The following is a 21536-nucleotide window of genomic DNA, read 5'->3' on the forward strand; positions in this document are numbered from 1 at the left end:
GTTTAGCAAGTGTTTTTTCTAACCCATAAAAGGAGCTTCCGTTGGTCGCTCTTTTCCGGCCAGAAAAAAATCACTTACTAAATTTCGAGGATTTTCGCTGCTATCGGGGCTAAAAAATAGTTGAATTTTAATCCTAAAATGTTTTCCGAAAATTAAAATAGTATTCCTAATTTTCAATACTTTAGCTTTATATATACACGCCTAATGCAAACCATTTCAGAAGCCGCCGCTTACACTTTACGATTCATCAATCAAACCCATCGATCCGTTTTCCTTACTGGGAAAGCAGGAACGGGAAAAACCACCCTTTTACGGGAAATTATTCAAACAACCCACAAGAATACAGTTGTTGTGGCTCCAACAGGAATTGCCGCGCTTAATGCTGGCGGTGTTACCATTCATTCGATGTTTCAGTTGCCGTTTGGAGGATTTATTCCGGATAATTCATCGCCTCAATTTTCCGAAAGCACCAAATTTGAAACCAAAGCTACGTTGCGAAGGCATTTCAAAATGAGCGGTTTGAAGAAATCAGTAATTCGCAATATGGAGTTGTTGATTATCGATGAAGTCAGTATGCTTCGAGCAGATTTATTGGACGCTATGGATTATATGATGCAAACCGTTCGAAAAAAAAGTACCGCTTTTGGTGGTGTCCAAGTCTTGTATATTGGAGATTTATTGCAGTTGCCACCGGTAATTCGAGACGAAGAATGGCGTACGCTGAAAACCTATTATAAAGGAAAATTCTTTTTTCATTCGCATGTTGTGCAGCAACATCCGCCTTTATACATTGAATTGTCTAAGATTTTTCGCCAGACTGATGATACGTTTATTTCTGTTTTGAATAATCTTCGCAACAACCAGATTTCCCAGCAAGACATTCAAACTTTAAACCAATATGTAAAACCTGATTTTGATTTAAAAGCAAATAAAGGATATATAACATTAACCACGCACAATAACAAAGCCGATTCAATGAATGCGCAGGCATTGGAAGACTTAGAAGGAAAGTTAGTGGTTTATAAACCTGATATAACAGGAGATTTTCCGGACAAGATATTCCCTGTGGAACAACAACTGCAGTTGAAAGTGGGAGCGCAAATCATGTTTGTAAAAAACGATTTGTCTTTTGATAAGCACTATTTCAACGGAAAAATGGGCGTTATCAAATCGCTTTCAAGTCAGGAAATCCTGGTTCATTTTCCTGAAGAAAATAAAACCATAGAAGTCGAAAAATACGAATGGCAAAACATCCGCTACAAAGTAGATGAAACTACCAAAGAAATTGAAGAAGAGGTTTTGGGAACTTTTGTACATTATCCCATCAAATTGGCGTGGGCAATTACGGTTCATAAAAGCCAGGGATTGACATTTGATAAAGCAGCGCTTGATGTTTCGCAAGTTTTTCTTCCGGGACAGGCCTATGTTGCATTATCGCGTTTACGCTCGTTAGAAGGGCTTATTTTGCTTTCCCCGCTGCGCATGAACGGCATTTCAAACGATCAGGATGTGATGGATTATTCGTTGAACAAAGCTTCGGATTCGTTTTTAGAGAATGCATTGCATTTTGAAACCAAGAATTTCATTCATAACTATCTGATAAACACGTTCGATTGGAATGATTTGGCTCAGGAATGGCGGAATCACCGATTCAGTTACAACGAAAATTCGGAAGTTTCAGGAAAATCCAAACATGCTTTGTGGGCCAAAAAGCAAACGGAAGTCATCGAACAGCTTTTGGATCCATCCAAAAAATTCATTTCACAATTGAATAAACTTTTTGGTCAGGAAACTGTCGATTTGAATCATGTTTCGGAACGCATTCAAGCTGCTTTTAGTTATTTTTTGAAACCAATGGACGACTTAGTATTTGAAATCCTTTGGAAAATTGAAGAAGTAAAACGCATCAAAAAAGTAAAAGCATTTTATGATGAATTAATTGTTTTGGAAGAATTGCAAACCAAGGCCGTTCTGCGCTTAATGAAGGCCAAATTATTGATAGAAACCGTTGTGGCGGGAGAAACCATTTCGAAAGAGAAATTGACGTCCTCAGAAATAAAAAAATACATCAGCCGTAAAACGGAAGCCATACAAAATCAGTTCAAGGAATTAAATATTACGTTGATTGAAGACGATAGGGATGTGGAGCGCTATACTGCGAAAAAATCCAAAACAGCAGTGCCTAAAAAATCAACAGTTCAGGAAACCTATGATTTGTGGGTCGAAAAGAAATCAATTGAGGATATTGCGACAATCAGGGTTCTGACCAAACAAACGATTTACTCCCATTTTGTAAAGTTGATACAAACCAAAGCGGTATCTATTTCGGAAGTATTACCGGAGGATAAAATTCAGGATTTAGCAACTGCTTTTGCCGGATATAAAGAAGAATCACTGAATACTATGATGGAAAAACACGGTCATAAATTCTCATGGGAAGAAGCGAGAATGTACAAAGCAAGTTTAAATTAGAAATTTGAAAAAGGAAATGATTTTTTCACCAACAATGAGGTTTAGAGACTAAGAGTTCATGTTTTAAAAATTATTAATGTATTGAGTCTAACTTGATGATTTTGTTTAAAAAAACTAAAACTTAATGCAGAAACACAAGCGAATTCTCTTAAACTCTAAACCTCATTGTTTACATAATAAATCGTTTTGTTTGTTAAAATAATTTTTGTGAGTTCGAGTTTTTATATGGATATATAAAGTATTCTTTTAGCTTAATTAATAAGATGTTATGAACTAAAAAACCCTATTCGGTAAGAATAGGGTTTTTGTTTTATAGTGATTGAATCAATATCCAAGCTTCGGGATTGTGCTTTTCATTGATTTCTTTTTTTGCTTTTTCTGCTTCAGCAAACGTGGCGTAACTGCCATACAAAACTGGAAAATAACCGTTTTTATTGGGAGCGATGCGTTTGGCATTATATCCTAAGCGATTTAAAATTCGCAATGTTTTATTGGCATTTTTTTCTTCTCTGTACACGCCGGCCATAATGTGATACGGCATTTTTATTTCCTTGTCAGATTTTAAAGTAAGCGTAACGGCAGGAACTGGACTTTCAATGAAGAAAGTGGCTTGCTGAATTTTATTTTGAACTTGTTTTTGAACGGCAGTTTCAACAAGAATCGTTTCTGAGGCGATTTGGTTTTGGTACATTGGATAACCCACACTTCCTGCAAGACCTAATCCTATTACAAAAATAGCAGCGTATTTTAAATATGGATTTGCTGTTCTTGTCTCAGGAACCATAGTGATGGTTGCTTTTTCTTCGATTGCTTCTACTTCTTTTTCAAATATTTCTCTTTTTACAAGAGGAGAAACAAAAGGAGCCAATCCAAAAGAACTCGTTAAATAATTCGTTTGATCGTAAGGCGTGAAAACAATGTTTTTATCCGCATTCAAACGAAGATCACCTACATTTTTTATTGAAATAAGTTCGTTTTCTTCAAATGCTTTTTTCCAATTAAATACCTCGTATTGAATTTTACTTACGGCATATTCATAAGAAGTTTTCTCTGCTAAAGCGATATGATTGGCTAACAAACCATCATTATTTTTCAGATTTGCATTGAAAGCAATCATTTTTTTAGGTGGAGAAAATGAATTTGTACTTTCGTTTAGTTTAGCCGATTGAATTTCGGTCAAAAAAGCTCCGAAACCAGGAACGGTAACACATTGATAACGGTATAAAAGCTGCGCGATGTATAGTTCGATTTTCATACTTACAAAGTTATACAACCAAAATAGTTATCAAAATTTTATTCACAATTTTTATTAACAATTCGCATAAAAATTTATACATTTCACTCTCAAATAATTAGCATGAAATAGCCATGTTTAATCGTTATACAAATATAAATAAAGATTTTTTTAAACTGGCGTATTCCATATTCCAATAAAAAACAAGTATTATCTACATATGAAAGAGCAGGATTTATTTTATTTATTGGCATTGCAAAGAATAGAAGGCGTGGGCGACATAATGGCCAAAAAATTGCTGACTCATTTTGGAACTGCGGAAGCGGTTTTTAATACTAAGGCATCGCAACTTGCTGCTATTGATGGAGTAGGGGCTGTTTTGCTGAAAAATTTAAGAGACAAATCGGTTTTCGAAAAAGCAACTCAAGAACTGGAGTTTATAAAAGCAAATGAAATTAATGCAGTTTATTTTTTGGACGAGGAATACCCGGAACGGTTGAAACATTGTATTGACGGACCACTTTTATTATTCGCATCTGGAATTATCAATTTAAAAAACAGAAGAATAATCAGTATTGTAGGAACGCGCCAAATTACCTCATACGGAACTGAATTTTGCAGAAAATTGATAGAAGATTTGGCTCCGCTGGATCCTATAATCGTGAGTGGTTTTGCTTATGGTGTTGATATTGTGGCGCATCAACTGGCGATGGAACATAATTTACAGACGATAGGCGTGGTGGCACATGGGTTGAACCAAATTTACCCGAAAACCCATAAAAAATATGTGTCGAAAGTCGAACAGAACGGTGGTTTTATGACCGAGTTTTGGAGTTCATCCAATCCAGATAAAGAAAATTTCGTAAAAAGAAACCGAATTGTTGCGGGAATGGCTGAAGCAACAATCGTAATTGAATCAGCCGAAAGAGGCGGATCTTTAATCACGGCGAATATGGCGAATGATTACAATCGTGATGTTTTTGCGGTTCCGGGACGTGTTACAGATAAGTACAGCCAGGGTTGTAACAACCTGATAAAAACCCAAAAAGCAAATGTCTTGACGAGTGCCGCCGATTTGATTTATATTTTGAATTGGGACATTCAAAAAGAAACAAAACCGGTACAAAAACAATTGTTTGTAAGCTTAGATGAAGACGAACAAAAAGTATACGATTACCTCCTTAAAACCGGGAAAGAACTCATGGATATTATAGCTTTGCGCTGTGATTTTCCTATTTATAAAATCTCAGGAATGCTATTGAATATGGAATTGAAAGGCGTGATACGACCTTTGCCGGGGAAATTGTTTGAGGCGATTTGATTTTAACATAGAAGTCATATAAGCTTTAGTGAAATAGTATTAAACTATAAAAAACTCATATGACTTATATGTTTTAAAAATGGATTGTTACACCTCAAATCCTAGTTTTTCTCTCACTCTTGCAAGAACTACATTGGCAACAGCAGCTGCTTTTTCGGCTCCTTTCTTCAGTAAAGCATCAACTTCAGGAAGGTTATTGATGTAGTAATTGTATTTTTCTCTTTCGGTTTTGAAAGTTTCTGTAATCAATTCAAATAAAGCTTGTTTAGCATGACCGTAACCATAATTTCCACCAAGGTAATTGGCTTTCATCGCTGCGATTTGTTCTTCATTTGCTAATAAAGAATAAATAGCAAAAGCATTGCAAGTGTCTGGATTTTTAGGATCTTCTAGTGGCGTGCTGTCGGTTTCAATGCTCATCACTTGTTTGCGTAAGGCTTTATCATCTAGGAATATGTTGATAATATTATTGGCTGATTTACTCATTTTTCCGCCGTTGGTTCCCGGAATCAACATGCTGTCTTCCTGAATTTTGGCTTCGGGAAGTACGAAAGTTTCTCCCATTTGGTGGTTGAAACGGGATGCTACATCACGAGTGATTTCAACGTGTTGCAATTGGTCTTTCCCTACGGGAACCAGTTCAGCATCGTATAATAAAATATCAGCAGCCATCAGCATTGGATAAGTAAACAAACCAGCGTTTACATCTTCAAGTCTATCGGCTTTGTCTTTGAAAGAATGCGCTAATGTCAAGCGTTGAAAAGGAAAAAAACAACTCAAATACCAAGATAATTCAGCTGTTTGTGGTACGTCTGACTGTCTGTAGAAAACAACTTTGTCCACATTCAAACCACAGGCAAGCCAAGCTGCAGCGGTACTGTAGGTATTGGTTCGTAAGGTTTCACCGTTTTTTATTTGTGTTATCGAATGTAAATCGGCAATGAAAAGAAACGATTCGTTTTCCGGTTTATTTGATAATGCTATTGCGGGAATGATTGCGCCAAGTAAGTTTCCTAGATGCGGTGTTCCGGTACTTTGAACGCCTGTAAGTATTTTTGCCATTATTTCTTTTTTCTTAAGCGCAAAGTTCGCAAAGTTTTTTATTTTTTACCGCAAATTCGCAAATTATAAAATCAACTTACTTTAAATGGTGTTAGTAATTTTTTTAACCATATAAGTCATTTAAGTCTGTAAAACGTTGATGATTAAAAGAACGAGTTATAATTGAGTAGTAACATAAAAACTTTGATGACTTATATGTTGAAAAACCGAAGAATATTTTTTGAGCATCATAAGATCTGATTTCTTACTTTTGAACCTATGAGAGGATTGAAAATTATTTTTTGGGTATTGTGGCGCATTTGGTTTTATATTTTGATGGCCATTCCCATATTGGTGATGTTTCCTTTTCTGGTATTGTCTATTTTGACAGAAAGCGGCTATCCTTATTTTTTTAAGATGGCGCGTATTTGGGCAAAATTTATTCTTTTCGGGATGGGATTTTATTATAAAATAGATAAAAGCCAAGAAATGGAATACCAAAAAAGTTACATGATTGTTGCCAATCATACTTCTATGGCTGATATTATGCTGATGCTTGCCCTGACCAGAAATCCGTTTGTTTTTGTGGGTAAAAAAGAACTCTCGAAAATTCCTTTGTTCGGGTTTTTCTATAAAAGAACCTGTATTTTAGTGGACAGAAGTTCTTCAAAAAGTAGAATGGAAGTTTTTAACCGCGCTCAAAAAAGAATCAATCAAGGATTAAGCATTTGTATTTTTCCCGAAGGTGGCGTTCCGGATGATGAATCTGTAGTTTTGGATACTTTCAAAGATGGTGCTTTTCGCTTGGCGATAGAACACGAAATTCCTATTGTTCCAATTACTTTTGCCGATAACAAGAAGAGGTTTTCCTATACTTTTTTTAGCGGAAGCCCGGGAATTATGCGTGTCAAAATGCATTCACACATAGAAACTTTAGGTAAAACGGGTACTGACCGCAAAGAGATTCGCGAGGAAGTTCGTGAAATAATATACAATCAACTGATGGCTTTTGATGCTGATGTGATTAAAAACTATAACTGATTCCAGAGTATAACCCAACGAAGATTGGTTTGAAATTACCGGAATTGCTTGAAAACGTGTTCATCTGGTATTTCAGCATGGGTTCAAAATTAATTTTAAATGATTTCACGAATTGGTATTGAAAACCAACACCAACATTAGTACTGAAATTAATTTGATTCAAATTACGTGCCTCTCCTAATGTAATATTCGTTTCTGAGGAAACCAGCGAAATTTTATTTTGGTTTAGAAACAAAGTACTCACACCACCAATAAGGTTAATTCCAAATTTTTTATCCAAAACAGTATAGGAAACCTCCAGTGGGACTTCATAATATCCCATTTTTTGATTGATAGCGCCTGTATTTGTTTTTTGTAAGTTGATTTCAAACAAGGACAACATATTCAAATTAGATCCGTTTTTTATCTCTATTAACGCAGTTGAAGTATAATTAATATTTGCCAGGTTATTATTTGCCAAACCTGTCGAATATACTACGTTATTCGTGTTATATCCCAGCGAGAGCTTGTTAATTCCGCTTCGTAAGGTCACTTTTTTAGAAACTGCATAATTAACCCCAACGCCAAAACTTAAGCTATTATCCATCGTTTTTTGATTTTCTGAAAATTGTGGATCAATAGCGGAACCTCCTGAATTCGAATTCAGATATACGGCAGCAACATTTGGAGTAATTTGCCACTTGTTTTTTGAACTAAGAACAACAACTTCTTTGTCTTTTACTTTTTTGTTTTTTAGGATTTCTTCTAATTCGTTCGGCGATTCAAAAGAATTTAATGGCTGCTTTTTAGAATCTATCGCAGCAATTTTAGTGTTTTCAGTATCGTTTAAACGCTCTTTTCCGAAGGTTTGATTTGATACATTATTCGTTTCACCGATAATCACTTTAGTCGAAAGTTCCGTGGTGTTTGTTGTTTCTTGTTTTACCGAAGGATGATTTTTTTGTAAAGAAACAACAGCATTAGTTTGAGTTTTCTTCTTATTCGAATGGATCTCAGATTGATTTGTGGATGTAAATTCTTTTCCATCTTTTTGTTCCGTTTTAATTATGTTCTCAACAACTGGAAGTTCTTTTTTAATTTCCAATGTGTTACTCTTCTTTTTAACAATAGAATCCGTGATTTTCGAAGAGTTTTTTAAAATTTCTGGCGATACAACAATACCGTTTTGTCCATCAGGATTATTATTCAAAAGACTGTTCAAAGCAAATAAACCCAATAGAAATGCGGCCGCAATTCCCGGGAATTTTATCCATAACGGAATTACTTTTCGCTCTTTCTTCTCTTTTTTTAATTCAGTTTGGATATTTTTCCAGACTTGTTCATTCGGAGGCAGTTCAAAATCCTTGAATCGTTCTTGAAAAAACCGGTCTATATTTTTTTTATCGTTCATTTTGCCAATGAATTTATTTTAATTTTTGTGTAATGATCAATTTTTTCTTTCAAGATGGTTCTAGCTCTCGCAAGATTTGACTTTGTGGTTCCGGTACTGATTTTGAGCATTTCAGAAACTTCTTTATGAGAATATCCATCAAGTACGTAAAGACTAAAAACTAACCGGTATTGGTCCGGTAACTCTTGAATAATTTGCATTAAATACTCGATAGAAATATTTTCGTCTTCAATTTCGACTTCTTCCTCAGGAATATTGTCGTTTATAATTTCCATGTATCGAACGCCTCTGAATTTTTGAAGGGCATTATTGATCATTATTCTCTTTGCCCATCCTTCAAAAGAGCCTTTAAAGTTGAACTGCTCAATTTTATCAAAAATAATCAAAAACCCATCTTGTAGATTGTCTTCGGCATCTGCATAATCACGGGAATATTTTAAACAAACCCCAAAGAATTTTTTAGAAAACAATTGGTACAATTGCTCTTGTGCCTTGGGGCAGTTTTTTTTGCATTGATTAATGATTTGATCTAATACCACAGTTTTTACGGTCATTAATTAATTCACTGGAATTTCAACTTCTTCAAATATATTTTGACCATTAGCATCCTCACCTTTGTAAAACTTAAAGATATAGGATCCGGTATTGGTTACTAAAAAATTAAAAGAAACTTCAATAGGCTCAATGGTTAAAGGGGTACAATTTGTGCTTTCAAGAACTGCAGTTTGTATTCCAATGGTTCTTACATTTAAATTTTTATCGTAATATATCCCTTGATAAGAATGGCAATCGGAGGGTTTTTTGTACTTCAATTTTATTTCATAGGTTTGTCCCAAGGTGAAAGATTGTGGCACCGTGTAGCTGTCTACTGCAAGCACTTCATAACTGTAATTTGGTTGATCATCATCAATACTACAACCCATTAATGTTAATAAAAACAGAGTAAGTAAAACTATTTTTTTCATCTTTAAAAATTTAAAAGTTAACACTATTCCGTCAGTCTAAAAGTTTTATCGACGGTTTCTTAATAGATGAGATTTTAAAAAAAAGGTTGCGTTTAAAAATGAAAAAACCCGTCTGACTTTTAGGTGCGAGACGGGTTTTAGTATTTATGCTTCTGCTAGTTCTTTTATTCTAGCTTTTATTTTCACTTCAAGTTCATCAGCCAGTTCTGGATTGTCTTTGATTAAAGACTTAACCGCATCACGACCTTGTCCAAGTTTGGTTTCACCGTAACTGAACCAAGATCCTGCTTTTTTGATGATTTCAAACTCAACAGCAAGATCTAAAATCTCTCCTGTTTTTGAAATTCCTTCACCATACATGATGTCAAATTCAGCAATTTTAAATGGCGGAGCTACTTTGTTTTTCACCACTTTTACTTTGGTTCTGTTTCCAAGGACGTTGTCACCATCTTTAATTTGTGTAGAACGACGGATATCTAAACGTACCGAAGCATAGAATTTCAATGCATTTCCACCCGTTGTAGTTTCTGGATTTCCAAACATTACTCCAATTTTCTCTCTCAATTGGTTGATAAAGAAAACGGTACAATGCGTTTTGCTGATTGTTCCTGTCAATTTACGCAATGCTTGAGACATCAAACGGGCGTGTAATCCCATTTTAGAATCTCCCATTTCGCCTTCAATTTCACTTTTTGGCGTCAACGCAGCAACCGAGTCAATTACAACAATGTCAATTGCTCCGGAACGAATCAAGTTCTCTGCAATTTCTAATGCTTGTTCTCCGTTGTCTGGTTGTGAGATGATTAAGTTTTCGATATCTACACCTAATTTCTCAGCATAATTTCTATCGAAAGCGTGTTCTGCATCAATAAAAGCAGCAATTCCACCCGCTTTTTGAGCTTCAGCAATAGCGTGAAGTGTCAACGTGGTTTTTCCAGAAGATTCCGGACCGTATATTTCAATAATTCTACCTCTTGGATAACCGCCAACTCCTAACGCCAAATCGATTCCTAAAGACCCGGAAGAAATAGTTTCTACTTCCTCAATGGCTTTGTCGCCCATTTTCATTACTGTCCCTTTTCCGTAGGTTTTGTCTAATTTGTCAAGCGTAAGTTGCAGCGCTTTTAATTTGGATTCTTTCTCTGTACTCATCTTCTCTTTTACCTTTTCTTTCATCTATTTGTATTATTTTATAACGGTAAGAAACTGACAGGATGACTAATTATCCTATAAATTTCATTTGTAAACTGAACATTTGTTTTGTAAAAATACTTCTTTTTTTAATTAAAAATTTCTCTTTCAAGAATATTTTAAATCTATTTTGAATTAAAAATTACGAGTCAATTATGGGTATTAAATGAACAACGCTTTTAATTCGGTTGCGTCATGCGGATTCATTTTTCCGGCTAAAACTAAACTCAACTGTTTGCGTCGCAATGCAGCTTCAAAACGTTGTTTTTCCAATTCTGTTTCCGGCACAATTTGGGGTACTTCAACGGGTCTTCCGGTATCATCCACGGCCACAAAAGTGTAAATTGCTTCATTGGCTTTGGTTTTATTACCAGATTCTCTGTCTTCGACCCAAATGTCAATGTATATTTCCATCGAACTCTTGAAAGCTCTAGAAACTTTAGCCTCAACAGTCACTACACTTCCTAGTGGAATGGCTCTATTGAACGCTACGTGATTTACGGATGCTGTCACCACAATTCTTCTGGAATGTCGTCGTGCCGCAATACTCGCTGCGCGATCCATACGGGCTAATAATTCTCCTCCAAAAAGATTGTTCAAAGGATTGGTCTCGCTTGGCAAAACTAAATCGGTTAATGTTGTCAGGGATTCTGAAGGATGTTTTGGAGTCATTTTTTTTATATAAAAAGAGAATTGTTGTTATTCAAAATAGTAAGTTGCAATATTAATTTAACCAATAAACGGCCAATATTGCTGGGATAAAATAGATTACAATTGTTCTGGCGCCATCATAATCTTTGGCCAATCGTTGTCCAAAAAGCAACATCAATAACGTGATACACGAGAAAACGGCTCCGTAAAAACCAAATATTCTTCCGTTGTTCACAAATAATTCGATACAACCCACCACACATAAAATCCCGGAAATTAATTCCAAAATAAGAATGTTTAGCAACGCCAATGGTACTTGGTTTTTTAGTGGTGTTTTGGCAAAATGGCCTTTTAACCAGTCTACATTGTCTTTCCAATAAAACAGTTTGTCGTAACCGGACTGAAGGAAAGTGATGGCCAGGAAAATTAAAATTAAAATAGAAGTAATGTTGTTCATGTTTTTATTTTTTGTGGATTAATCGGGTCAGTTTTATGGATAAATCGGTGAGAATAATTTTGGCGTTTCCGTTGCGTTCTATATGATACATTGCTTCTGAAAGTTCTTTGAAAATATCGTTGATGTTGTTGCCGTTTACGAAAGGCGCAAAATTCTCCAATTTGAACTTTTCTACTTGCGGCTCCATGTAAACTAAACTTGGCGTTTGGTAATTCAACAACAATGCCTGACGGAACATGTCGATACAAAAATGTAAAAATTTCTTCTGGGTTTCTCTTCCTAAACCAGCAATTTGCTCGCTCCATTGAATCAAATCCTGAATTGCTGCGGCGTTTCCTTTAGCTCTAAAAGCAGCTCGAACCCAATCGACAAACCATTTTTCAAAAAAAACGGATTCGCTGTCCGGTTGCAGTAATTGTAATGCTTTGTTGAAATTTCCTTGTGCCTGATGTGCTATTTTTACAGCGGTTTTAGATTCTATATTTTCTTTTGAAACTAAAGCTTCAGAGATTACTTTTTCGCTTAATCCATTAAAATGCAAAACTTGGCATCGGGAGCGAATGGTTTGAATAATATCTTCTTCATTTTCTGAAATCAGGATAAAAACCGTTCTGTCTGTAGGTTCTTCCAATAATTTCAGTAGTTTATTAGATGCGGCGATATTCAATTTATCGGCCATCCAAATAATCATTATTTTGTATCCGCCTTCATAAGATTTCAAAGCTAAGGATTTCAAGATTTCCTGCGCATCATCAACCCTGATTTCGCCTTGTTTATTTTTAACACCAAGCATTTGGTACCAATCAAACAAACTTCCGTACGGATTATGTTCTAAAAAATGACGCCATTCCGTGATAAAATCAATGCTTTTTGGTTTTGTTTTTACTTCATCGGTGCTGACCGTAGGATAAATAAAATGCAAATCCGGATGCGAAGTTTTCTGGAATTTGATGTTGCACGCTTCATTTGAACCGGTGTTTTCGGCGTTTTGATTGCTGCAAATAATGTATTGTGCATAAGCAATCGCCATAGGTAAGGTACCACTTCCTTCGGGACCAACAAATAATTGTGCATGTGGAATTCGGCCCAAATCAGCACTTTTTGTCAAATGACTTTTGATGTGTTCTTGTCCTAAAATTTCTGAAAATTGCATGAAGCAAAGATAGCAGAAAATGGTTTAGTCTAAAATTTTAGCAGGCAAAGTTTCAGTAGAAGCAAGTGCAGAGAAGTGGTAATTAAGGTATTTATTTTTAAAATTTAATTTGTCTTTATTTCGAACAAAAAACACATAAAGTATTAAAAAGAAACATTATTTATTAATTTACAACGATTTCGTTGCTTAAAATTGATTTTATATCGTTTTCCCTAATTTATTAATAATTTAAAAGTTCTATATTTGTTACTCTTTCAAAAAAAACAAACTAAAAAACAGACTGATGAAAACGTTAAGTGATTTCAATTTTGCAAATAAAAAAGCCATAATTCGTGTTGATTTTAATGTGCCTTTAGACGAAAATTTCAATGTAACGGATGCAACTCGTATCGAAGCGGCAAAACCTACTATTGACGCGATTCTTGCTCAAGGCGGAAGCGTAATTTTGATGTCGCATTTAGGTAGACCAAAAGGAGTGGAAGAAAAATATTCTTTGAAACACATACTTAAAACAGCATCAGATATTCTTGGTGTACCTGTTCAATTTGTTTCTGATTGCGTTGGTTCAGAAGCGAAAGCAGCAGCTGAAAAATTGCAGGCTGGTGAAGTTTTATTGTTGGAAAATTTACGTTTTCATAGCGAAGAAGAAGCTGGAGATGTTGCTTTTGCAAAAGAATTAGCGTCACTTGGTGATATTTACGTGAATGACGCCTTTGGAACAGCACACAGAGCGCACGCCTCGACTACAATTATCGCGCAGTTTTTCCCAACGGAGAAATGTTTTGGATTGTTATTGGCCAAAGAAATTGAAAGCTTGAACAAAGTTTTGAAAAATAGTGAAAAACCAGTTACAGCAGTTCTTGGTGGTTCTAAAGTATCTTCTAAAATCACGGTGATTGAGAATATTCTTGACAAAGTAGACCACATGATTATTGGTGGTGGAATGACCTTTACTTTTGTAAAAGCATTAGGCGGTAAAATTGGCGATTCTATCTGTGAAGATGACAAGCAAGAACTAGCTTTGGAAATTTTGCGTTTGGCTAAAGAAAAAGGAGTTCAAATTCATATTCCTGTTGATGTTGTTGCTGCAAATGCATTTTCAAATGATGCAGAAACACAAATTGTTGATGTAAAAGAAATTCCTGACGGTTGGCAAGGTTTGGACGCAGGTCCAAAATCATTGGAAAACTTCAAAAAAGTAATCATGGAATCTAAAACGATTCTTTGGAATGGACCATTAGGTGTTTTTGAAATGGAAAATTTTGCTAACGGAACCATTGCTTTGGGTAACTTTATTGCAGAATCTACTGCAAACGGAGCGTTCTCCCTTGTAGGTGGAGGTGATTCAGTGGCGGCAGTAAAACAATTTGGATTGGAAGACAAAGTAAGCTACGTCTCTACCGGTGGAGGAGCGATGTTGGAAATGCTGGAAGGTAGAACTTTGCCCGGAATTGCAGCTATTTTAGACTAATTCTTGTATTAGAAAATCATTATAATCCGTTTTATTGGTGCTAATTAAACATCAAGAAAACGGAAATCAGGATTAAACGGAAAACCTTAGCGATAGTATTTATTGCTGAGGTTTTTTTGTGAAATTTCAGAATTTGATTTTTTAAAGTGGTTTTACCTTTCAAAACAGCTAAAATTATTTGCAAATGCATCAAAGATTGCATTTTTAACAATATTTAAAGAAATTTTTAGTTTAAACCTATTAAGTTTGTAAAAACAAGCTTTGTAATCATTTGTAATATAGGTCTTTGATCGTAAAAATATGAATATAAAAAATACCACATTATCACTTTTGCTGCTGTTATCGTCGCAATTGTTTGCTCAAGAAAGTTTTGAAAATAAAGAAATTTCAAGATTCGAAACAAAATTATCCTACTTAGATTCCATCAAAAAAACGTTCGTAAAAGACGATTTAGCCGCTTGCGTAGATAGTTTGTGGATGAAGGAATTGACTAATTTAGATTTGTACAACACCATTTCGGATGATATTAAGAATGTCAATATCGATGAGAAAATTGAGTACGAATTATCAACGGAACTTCTCAAAGAAAGATTGGCTGCAATGGATGCGAAATCGCCTTTCAATATTGAATACAATCAAGGATTAGAAAACATCATCAAATCATTTTTGAAGAATCGAAAAAAATCTTTTGAACGTTTGATGGCAGTTTCGGAGTATTATTTTCCTGTTTTTGAAGAGGCTTTAGCCAAACAAAATGTCCCATTAGAAATAAAATATTTAGCCGTGGTGGAATCCGCTTTAAATCCTAAAGCAGTTTCTAAAATGGGAGCAACCGGATTGTGGCAATTTATGTATCAAACCGGAAAACAATATGGGTTAAAGATTGATTCCTATGTGGATGAACGCAGTGATCCGTTGAAAGCAAGTGAAGCCGCCGCCCAATACATGACTAATATGTACCGAATATTTGGTGACTGGGATTTGGTTTTGGCGTCCTACAATTCAGGTCCGGGAAATGTCTCAAAAGCAATCAGACGCTCTGGCGGCCAGCAAAATTATTGGAACATCAGAAAAAATCTTCCTAAAGAAACACAGGGATATGTTCCGGCTTTCTTAGCAACGATGTACATTTATGAATACCATAAAGAACACGGAATTGTTCCTAATAGAGCAACAGTGAAACATTTTGCCACGGATACCATAATGATTAAAAAGCAAATGACTTTCAAGCAAATATCTGATTTATTGGATGTTCCTGTAGTTCAGTTGCAAGTTTTGAATCCGTCGTATAAACTGAATGTGGTTCCATTTTATCACGATCAAAATCATTATTTAAGATTACCCCAAGAAAAAATTGCTGTTTTTGCGTCTAATGAAGATCAAATTTATGCGTACACGCAACATGAATTAGACCAACGCGAAAGACCCTTTCAGGTGATGAAAGCAATAGTTCAAAAAGATACTTCCAGTTATACGATTCAGCGCACTACGCAGCCTAAAACTTCTTATTATAAAGTAAAACGAGGCGATAATCTAACGGCTGTTGCCAATAAATACGATGTTTCTGTTTCTGATATAAAGAAATGGAACAACTTAAAAAGTAATACTCTTGCGTATGGCAAAAGCCTGAAAATTGTAACAGGCCAGAGTGTCGATTCATCTGCAAAAGCTGAACCTAAGATCGATGCTGTAGTCTCAAAAAATAAATCTTTATTAGCTTCAGAATCAAAAAGCAATAAAGAAGAAAAAATAAATAATAATTCAGCTCCATTGACAACGGATTCCTCTACACTTTATGTGGTTCAAAAAGGAGATAATTTGGGAAGTATTGCTCAAAAATACGAAGTGACCGTTGCCGAAATTCAAGAATGGAATGGACTTTCAAATGATACGGTACAATATGGAACGTCATTACAAATTGCCAAAACTGGATTGGATTCAAAGAAAGAGCTGACTTTAAATCCGGTACGTAAAGACATTGAATATGTGGTTTTGAAAGGAGATAATTTAGGGAATATCGCCAGCAAATTCGGGGCTTCCGTAGTTGATTTGAAACAATGGAATAATCTACCGGACAACACAATTACTATTGGAAAAACATTAATTGTTGCCAAAGATGAAATTGCGATTATCACGGATAAAGCAACAGTTAATTCCTTCAAGAGTAAATCAAATGCAACGTCAGCAGCTAAAAAAGTAAGTGCCGATTATTATGTAAAAAAAGGAGACTCTTTATTTAGCATTGCCAAAAAATATCCTGGCGTGACCATTTCCGACTTGAAAAAATGGAATGGTATTCGCAGTGAAGATATTAAACCCGGAATGAAGTTAAAAATTAACGGATAATAGAATAAACTTCTATAAATTTGGGTTTTATTTTATAATAGAATTATAATGAATAAAGCCCATTTTTTATTTCTTTTCGTTGCTCTGCTATTGTTTTCCTGTAAAAAAGAAAATGATCATCTTCCGCGTAAAACTACTGGTAAAATCAACACTATTTCGGTAATTATTGATGATCAATTGTGGAACGGTGACATTGGCGACAGCATTCGAAACAAATTTGCATCGCCAGTTATAGGTTTGCCTCAAGAAGAACCTTTATTCAACATCAATCAATATCCGGTCAAACTTTTAGAAGGATTTATGACGGATACCCGAGCAATTATTGTGGTCAAAAAAGCGGAGGAAAATAAGTTCGAAATTCGCAAAAATCAATACGCATCCCCTCAAAACGTATTTCATATTTCGGGTAAAACAGCAACAGATATTATCGATTGCATTGAAAAAAATGCACCACAAATGATTCAGATAATCAAAGAAGCTGAAATCGCCGAGAGTCAGCGATTAAACAGCCAATCATTGATGGATTCTAAAGTAATCGAGAATAAGTTTCATCTTTCAATACAAATTCCTTCCGGTTACGCTTATGTGCTTCAAAAAAGTAATTTTTTGTGGCTAAAAAAAGAAATTATCGGTGGAAATACCAGCCTTTTAATTTATCAGGTTCCCATAAACACAATCAAAAAAGAGGCTGATTTAATTTCCGGTATAATCAAAATGCGTGATTCCATTGGGAAATTATACATTAGCGGAAAGGAACCGGAGACGAATATGATTACTGAAGAGGCATATGCTCCGTATCTTTTTAAGATTAATCTGGATGGGAAAGAAACCTTTGAAACAAAAGGAACCTGGCAACTGAACAATGATTTCATGTCCGGTCCCTTTATTAATTACGCTATTATTGATACCGAATATAACCGAGTTTTGGTATTAGAAGGATTTTGTTACGCGCCTTCAAAAGATAAACGGGATTTGATGCATGAACTGGAATCCATTATAAAATCAGTTGTTGTTGCAAAAAGGTAATCTTAAATTTCTTTTATTTGCATTCTAAAACTTATACAAGGCATGGCAATACAATGGAAAATAAAGGCCTTTGACGCACTTTCTGTTCACGAATTATACGATTTACTGCGATTGAGAAGCGAGATTTTTGTGGTAGAACAAAACTGTGTTTACCTCGATCTTGACGGAAAGGACAAAGTGGCTTTGCATCTTATTGGAGAATTTGAAGGTAAAATTGTCGCACATTCCAGACTTTTCAAACCGGGAATCAGTTTTGATAATGCCTCAATTGGCCGAGTAACGGTTGATGCAAATTACCGCGACAGAAAATGGGGGCATGACTTGATGCGAGAATCAATTGAAGGAATTTCGAAACATTTTGGCGAAAGCAAAATCACTATTGGAGCACAATTATACTTGAAAAAATTCTATGAAAGCCATGGATTTGTGCAAACCAGCGAAATGTATCTCGAAGATGATATTCCGCATATTGAGATGAAAAGAGGCGAATCAGATTTTCAGAATTAGAAATTCAACTCTGCGGTCCAGTGCTTCTCCCTGGCCTAAAGGAAACTTGTTTCCGCTTCCTACATAATGCATTCTAAGGCTGTTTATTCCTTTATTCATCAAGTAACGGTAGACGTTTTTGGCGCGGTTCAAAGAAAGTTTTCGTTCCCGTGTTTCCTTATCTATGGCGTCCTGAAAATAACTTGGAGTGCAACAAACGTGGCCTCTGATTTCGAATTCCAACGTTTTTTGCTGTTGCAAAAGAAGTACAATCTTATCTAATTCTTTTTTGGATTGCTCTGTCAATGCACTGCTGCCAAGCGGAAAAAGGATGTTTTCCAGATAAATGCGATCCCCTACTTTATGTTTTTCCTGAAACGAATTGTAAATGCCGTTGCCAAAACTGTTTTTCTTAACAATAAATAAATCAACACGCCTATTTTTAGATCGGGTTTCGGACAGGTTTTCCACCATATCTTTTTGTACAATTACACGACCTTTGCCTTCAATAATGACAATTTTGTTTTTGTTGAAACCATTTTCCGTAAGAATGTTTTGAACTGTAATTACCCTGTTTTTTGATAATTCAAAATTATAATCGTTGGCACCACGATCGTCGCAATATCCATAAATTTGAATGGATTCTACTTTTGTGGTATCCAAATTTTTCATGAAATCGACTATCGTTTGTATTTGATTGTCGTCAAGTGTGAATTTGTCAAATTCAAAATATACCGTTTCTACAGGTTTTCCCTGAGCTGATAAAAAGCTGGAAAAAAGAAGCAGTAATATTGAAAACGATTTTTTCATTATATTTTTAGAATGGACTTGTACTCTGTATTATTATTCAAAATAGTGATGGCTCTCTTGATTTCCGGGTTGTTTTTGGTGTAATATTGATACAATCCTTCCTGATATTGGTAGCGTTTTATGATTTCATCGACCATTAGGTTTTTGATTTCCTTTTGGTTTTTATCCAATAATGCATTTTCACTTTTCTGCAGTGCGGCTAGCAATTGTTGGTATTCGGCCTGAATTGATTCATCCAGTTTTTCTTTTTTGGCTACAGCCAAAGTGTTTTTCAATGCCAATTCTGTTTCTGTATCGAAAGAGAATTTCTGCACTTTCAAAAATTGTTTAAAATCGGAATAATCTGCATCAGTAACGGTAGGAATACGGTTTCCTAAATCGGGATTTTTATAATAATAACTGGTTACGTAATTAAAAATTCCATCATTTTTTATCAAAGCATCGGTTATTGGACTTGATTTTGCCTCTTCCAGTTCCACATCGGGCTGAATGCCACCGCCATCATAAACCGTCCTTCCTTTTCTGGTTTTAAAAGCATTGAAGTTCTTCTCTTCTGTTTTTATTGCCATTCCATTTTTGTCTTTTCGAGAATAATCCAAAGCTTGTATACATCTTCCAGATGGTGTGTAATAGCGCGAAATAGTTACTTTTAGCTGCGTTCCAAACGTCAAATCTACTGGTCTTTGCACGAGTCCTTTTCCAAAACTGCGGCTTCCCACCACCACAGCGCGATCTAAATCCTGAAGTGCGCCAGCGACAATTTCTGATGCCGAAGCACTTCGGCCGTTAACAAGAATAATCAAAGGAATTTCAGTATCTACAGGATCTTTTGTCGTTTTGTAGGTGCTGTTATGTTTCTCTATTTTTGATTTTGTAGTAACGATAATCTCGTTTTTTGGAACAAATAAATTACAAATATTCACTGCTTCATTCAATAGTCCGCCCGGATTATCTCTTAAATCCAATATAATGCGTTCCGCACCTTCTTTTTTGAGTTGTTCTAAAGCTTCTTTGGTTTCCAAGGATGCTTTTTTGTTAAAATGAGACAATACGATGTAACCGGTTTTGTCGTCTATTTTTGCGAAAAAGGGAACCGATTTGATTTCGACTTCGTCCAGAATAATCTGTGTTGTATTTACTTTTCCTTGACGGATATATTTGACGTCAATCTTTGTGTTTTTAGTGCCTTTGAAAAGCTGAGAAGCTTCATCTTTAAAATCAGACAAAAGTACATCGCCCACCTGAATAATTTCATCTCCGGCCTTTAAACCCGCTTTATCAGCAGGGAAATCTTTATAGGGTTCCTTAACGATTAATTTGTCTTCTTTCCGAGTCAGTAAAGCGCCTATTCCAGTATACTCTCCGGTATTGTTTATCTTAAATCGCACCACATCCTGCTCGTTGAAATACACGGTGTAGGGATCTAAATTAGCCAGCATTCCTTTGATGGCCTTGTCCATTAGTTCCCCAGGATTGGTTTCATCGACATAATTCCGGTTCAATTCCTTGAAAAGTGTGGTGAATATCTCGATTTGCTTGGCGATTTCGAAAAAATCATCTTTGAAACTGGTTCCAATAAACAGAAATGCCGAAGCGACAACGGGAATTATGAATTTTTTTTTGAAGAAAGAATACATTGTTTTATATTTTTTTTGTCTTAAATCTTTTTCTAATAAAGTAAACTGCAGTAACGAGGATAATTATAAACGGCCATATACTGAGTAAATTTATAAATAAACTCGAAACGCTGTTGAATCCTGATTTGATGGCAGTCCAAATTTTCATTCCATAAGAGGCTGTTACGCCACTTTCTTCAGCGATAGATTTGTAGAATTCTATGGTAATGGTGCTGTATGAAACTCGGTTTTGCATATAGTTCAACTGGCCTTCTTTTGCTTCGATTTCTTCACGAATGGAGGAAAGTTGTTTTTCAATTTCTAACATCTCAGAAACCTTATTTGCTTTTTTCAAAAGTTCGAGATAACGGTTTTCCAGTACTTTTTTAGCTTTTAATCGAGCATCAATATCTATATATTCTGCAGTTACATCTTGAGAAGATATTTCTTTATTGTCAAAATAAGCAACTCCTTTTGAAATGTCTTTCAAAAATAAATCGAAATTTTTGCTTGGAACACGAATGATTAATCTTCTAAAAACAGATTCGTAATCCTTGCCCTCAGTATCATTTTGAAGAGTAGCATTGTGACTCTTTACAGCATTTTGTATTTGAGTATAAGTGGCTGTTAAATCATTGGTTTCAAAACGAAGATTTCCTTCTTTGATGATTTTTTGTTCAATGTTTTGTTGAGTTTCCTTTGTCGATGAATTTAAATCTCCTTTGTCATAAAGTGAATTGCCGGCTGAAACTTCTTTTGAAGGAAGTTTGATAGCTGATACTTTCATGTCTAAATCAGCCTCGGCCTTTTTACAACCGGAAAAAGAAAATAATAGTAGAAAGAATAGGGCTATTGACTTCATAAA

Annotated in this window: 19 protein-coding genes; 7 read left to right on the top strand and 12 right to left on the bottom strand. The window is 35.3% G+C overall.

The genetic code is table 11. The features are described from left to right. The first annotated feature begins 204 nt into the window (after window positions 1–204). Window positions 205–2472 (top strand): helix-turn-helix domain-containing protein, encoded by a 2268-nt coding sequence (locus DR980_RS10355; RefSeq protein WP_113635789.1) that lies wholly within the window; start codon window positions 205–207, stop codon window positions 2470–2472. A gap of 310 nt (window positions 2473–2782) precedes the next feature. Here the strand turns inward: DR980_RS10355 and DR980_RS10360 are convergent, their stop codons facing one another. Beyond that, window positions 2783–3727, bottom strand: a complete 945-nt coding sequence (locus DR980_RS10360; RefSeq protein ID WP_113635790.1) for an HU domain-containing protein — start codon at window positions 3725–3727, stop codon at window positions 2783–2785. Window positions 3728–3926: 199 nt separating this feature from the next. Between DR980_RS10360 and dprA the strand changes: the two genes are divergently transcribed. After that, window positions 3927–5027, top strand: coding sequence for a DNA-processing protein DprA (dprA, locus tag DR980_RS10365; protein ID WP_113635792.1), 1101 nt, complete (start codon window positions 3927–3929; stop codon window positions 5025–5027). A gap of 87 nt (window positions 5028–5114) precedes the next feature. Here the strand turns inward: dprA and trpS are convergent, their stop codons facing one another. Beyond that, window positions 5115–6089 carry a tryptophan--tRNA ligase gene (gene trpS, locus DR980_RS10370; RefSeq protein WP_113635794.1) on the bottom strand — a complete coding sequence of 325 codons (975 nt, stop codon included), beginning with the start codon at window positions 6087–6089 and terminating at the stop codon, window positions 5115–5117. A gap of 258 nt (window positions 6090–6347) precedes the next feature. Between trpS and DR980_RS10375 the strand changes: the two genes are divergently transcribed. Further along, entirely contained in the window at window positions 6348–7109 is a 762-nt protein-coding gene (locus DR980_RS10375; RefSeq protein ID WP_113635796.1) for a lysophospholipid acyltransferase family protein, read from the top strand. Here the strand turns inward: DR980_RS10375 and DR980_RS10380 are convergent. The 7 genes from DR980_RS10380 to DR980_RS10410 form a co-directional block, all read right to left on the bottom strand. Then, window positions 7093–8499: a hypothetical protein gene (locus DR980_RS10380; RefSeq protein WP_113635798.1), complete on the bottom strand. Its 1407-nt coding sequence runs from the start codon at window positions 8497–8499 to the stop codon at window positions 7093–7095. The genes DR980_RS10375 and DR980_RS10380 overlap by 17 nt on opposite strands. Then, window positions 8496–9038: an RNA polymerase sigma factor gene (locus tag DR980_RS10385; protein WP_113636063.1), complete on the bottom strand. Its 543-nt coding sequence runs from the start codon at window positions 9036–9038 to the stop codon at window positions 8496–8498. The genes DR980_RS10380 and DR980_RS10385 overlap by 4 nt, the downstream gene beginning before the upstream one ends. A gap of 18 nt (window positions 9039–9056) precedes the next feature. Further along, the gene (locus tag DR980_RS10390; protein WP_113635800.1) at window positions 9057–9464 is read right to left on the bottom strand and encodes a hypothetical protein; all 408 of its coding nucleotides are present in this window, start codon (window positions 9462–9464) and stop codon (window positions 9057–9059) included. Between the two features lie 144 nt (window positions 9465–9608). Then, on the bottom strand, window positions 9609–10616 hold the full coding sequence (gene recA / locus DR980_RS10395; protein WP_113636065.1) for a recombinase RecA: 1008 nt from the start codon (window positions 10614–10616) through the stop codon (window positions 9609–9611). 201 nt (window positions 10617–10817) lie between these two features. After that, the gene (locus tag DR980_RS10400) at window positions 10818–11327 is read right to left on the bottom strand and encodes an acyl-CoA thioesterase (protein ID WP_113635802.1); all 510 of its coding nucleotides are present in this window, start codon (window positions 11325–11327) and stop codon (window positions 10818–10820) included. 52 nt (window positions 11328–11379) lie between these two features. Continuing rightward, a complete protein-coding gene (locus DR980_RS10405) occupies window positions 11380–11763 on the bottom strand; it encodes a DoxX family membrane protein (protein WP_113635803.1) in 384 nt (127 codons plus the stop codon). Window positions 11764–11767: 4 nt separating this feature from the next. Then, a complete protein-coding gene (locus DR980_RS10410; RefSeq protein ID WP_113635805.1) occupies window positions 11768–12916 on the bottom strand; it encodes a DNA polymerase III subunit in 1149 nt (382 codons plus the stop codon). Between the two features lie 283 nt (window positions 12917–13199). Here DR980_RS10410 and DR980_RS10415 point away from each other — a divergent pair, with 283 nt between their 5' ends. From DR980_RS10415 to DR980_RS10430, 4 genes are all read left to right on the top strand, one after another. Beyond that, on the top strand, window positions 13200–14387 hold the full coding sequence (locus tag DR980_RS10415) for a phosphoglycerate kinase (RefSeq protein ID WP_113635807.1): 1188 nt from the start codon (window positions 13200–13202) through the stop codon (window positions 14385–14387). A gap of 300 nt (window positions 14388–14687) precedes the next feature. Then, the gene (locus DR980_RS10420) at window positions 14688–16733 is read left to right on the top strand and encodes a LysM peptidoglycan-binding domain-containing protein (protein ID WP_113635809.1); all 2046 of its coding nucleotides are present in this window, start codon (window positions 14688–14690) and stop codon (window positions 16731–16733) included. A gap of 48 nt (window positions 16734–16781) precedes the next feature. Next, on the top strand, window positions 16782–17759 hold the full coding sequence (locus DR980_RS10425) for a DUF4837 family protein (protein ID WP_113635811.1): 978 nt from the start codon (window positions 16782–16784) through the stop codon (window positions 17757–17759). 42 nt (window positions 17760–17801) lie between these two features. Continuing rightward, a complete protein-coding gene (locus DR980_RS10430) occupies window positions 17802–18266 on the top strand; it encodes a GNAT family N-acetyltransferase (protein ID WP_113635813.1) in 465 nt (154 codons plus the stop codon). On the opposite strand, the gene DR980_RS10435 is transcribed toward DR980_RS10430, so the two are convergent. The 3 genes from DR980_RS10435 to DR980_RS10445 are packed head-to-tail and all read right to left on the bottom strand — an operon-like array spanning window position 18249 to window position 21533. Next, complete coding sequence (locus DR980_RS10435) at window positions 18249–19055, bottom strand: OmpA family protein (RefSeq protein WP_113635815.1); 807 nt, start codon at window positions 19053–19055, stop codon at window positions 18249–18251. The two genes, DR980_RS10430 and DR980_RS10435, sit on opposite strands and share 18 nt — an antisense overlap. Continuing rightward, window positions 19055–20692, bottom strand: coding sequence for a S41 family peptidase (locus tag DR980_RS10440; protein ID WP_113635817.1), 1638 nt, complete (start codon window positions 20690–20692; stop codon window positions 19055–19057). The genes DR980_RS10435 and DR980_RS10440 overlap by 1 nt, the downstream gene beginning before the upstream one ends. Before the next feature lie 4 nt (window positions 20693–20696). Beyond that, window positions 20697–21533, bottom strand: coding sequence for a DUF4349 domain-containing protein (locus DR980_RS10445; RefSeq protein ID WP_113636068.1), 837 nt, complete (start codon window positions 21531–21533; stop codon window positions 20697–20699). Window positions 21534–21536: the final 3 nt, after the last annotated feature.

Source organism: Flavobacterium psychrolimnae, assembly GCF_003312425.1.
GTDB classification, from domain to species: domain Bacteria; phylum Bacteroidota; class Bacteroidia; order Flavobacteriales; family Flavobacteriaceae; genus Flavobacterium; species Flavobacterium psychrolimnae.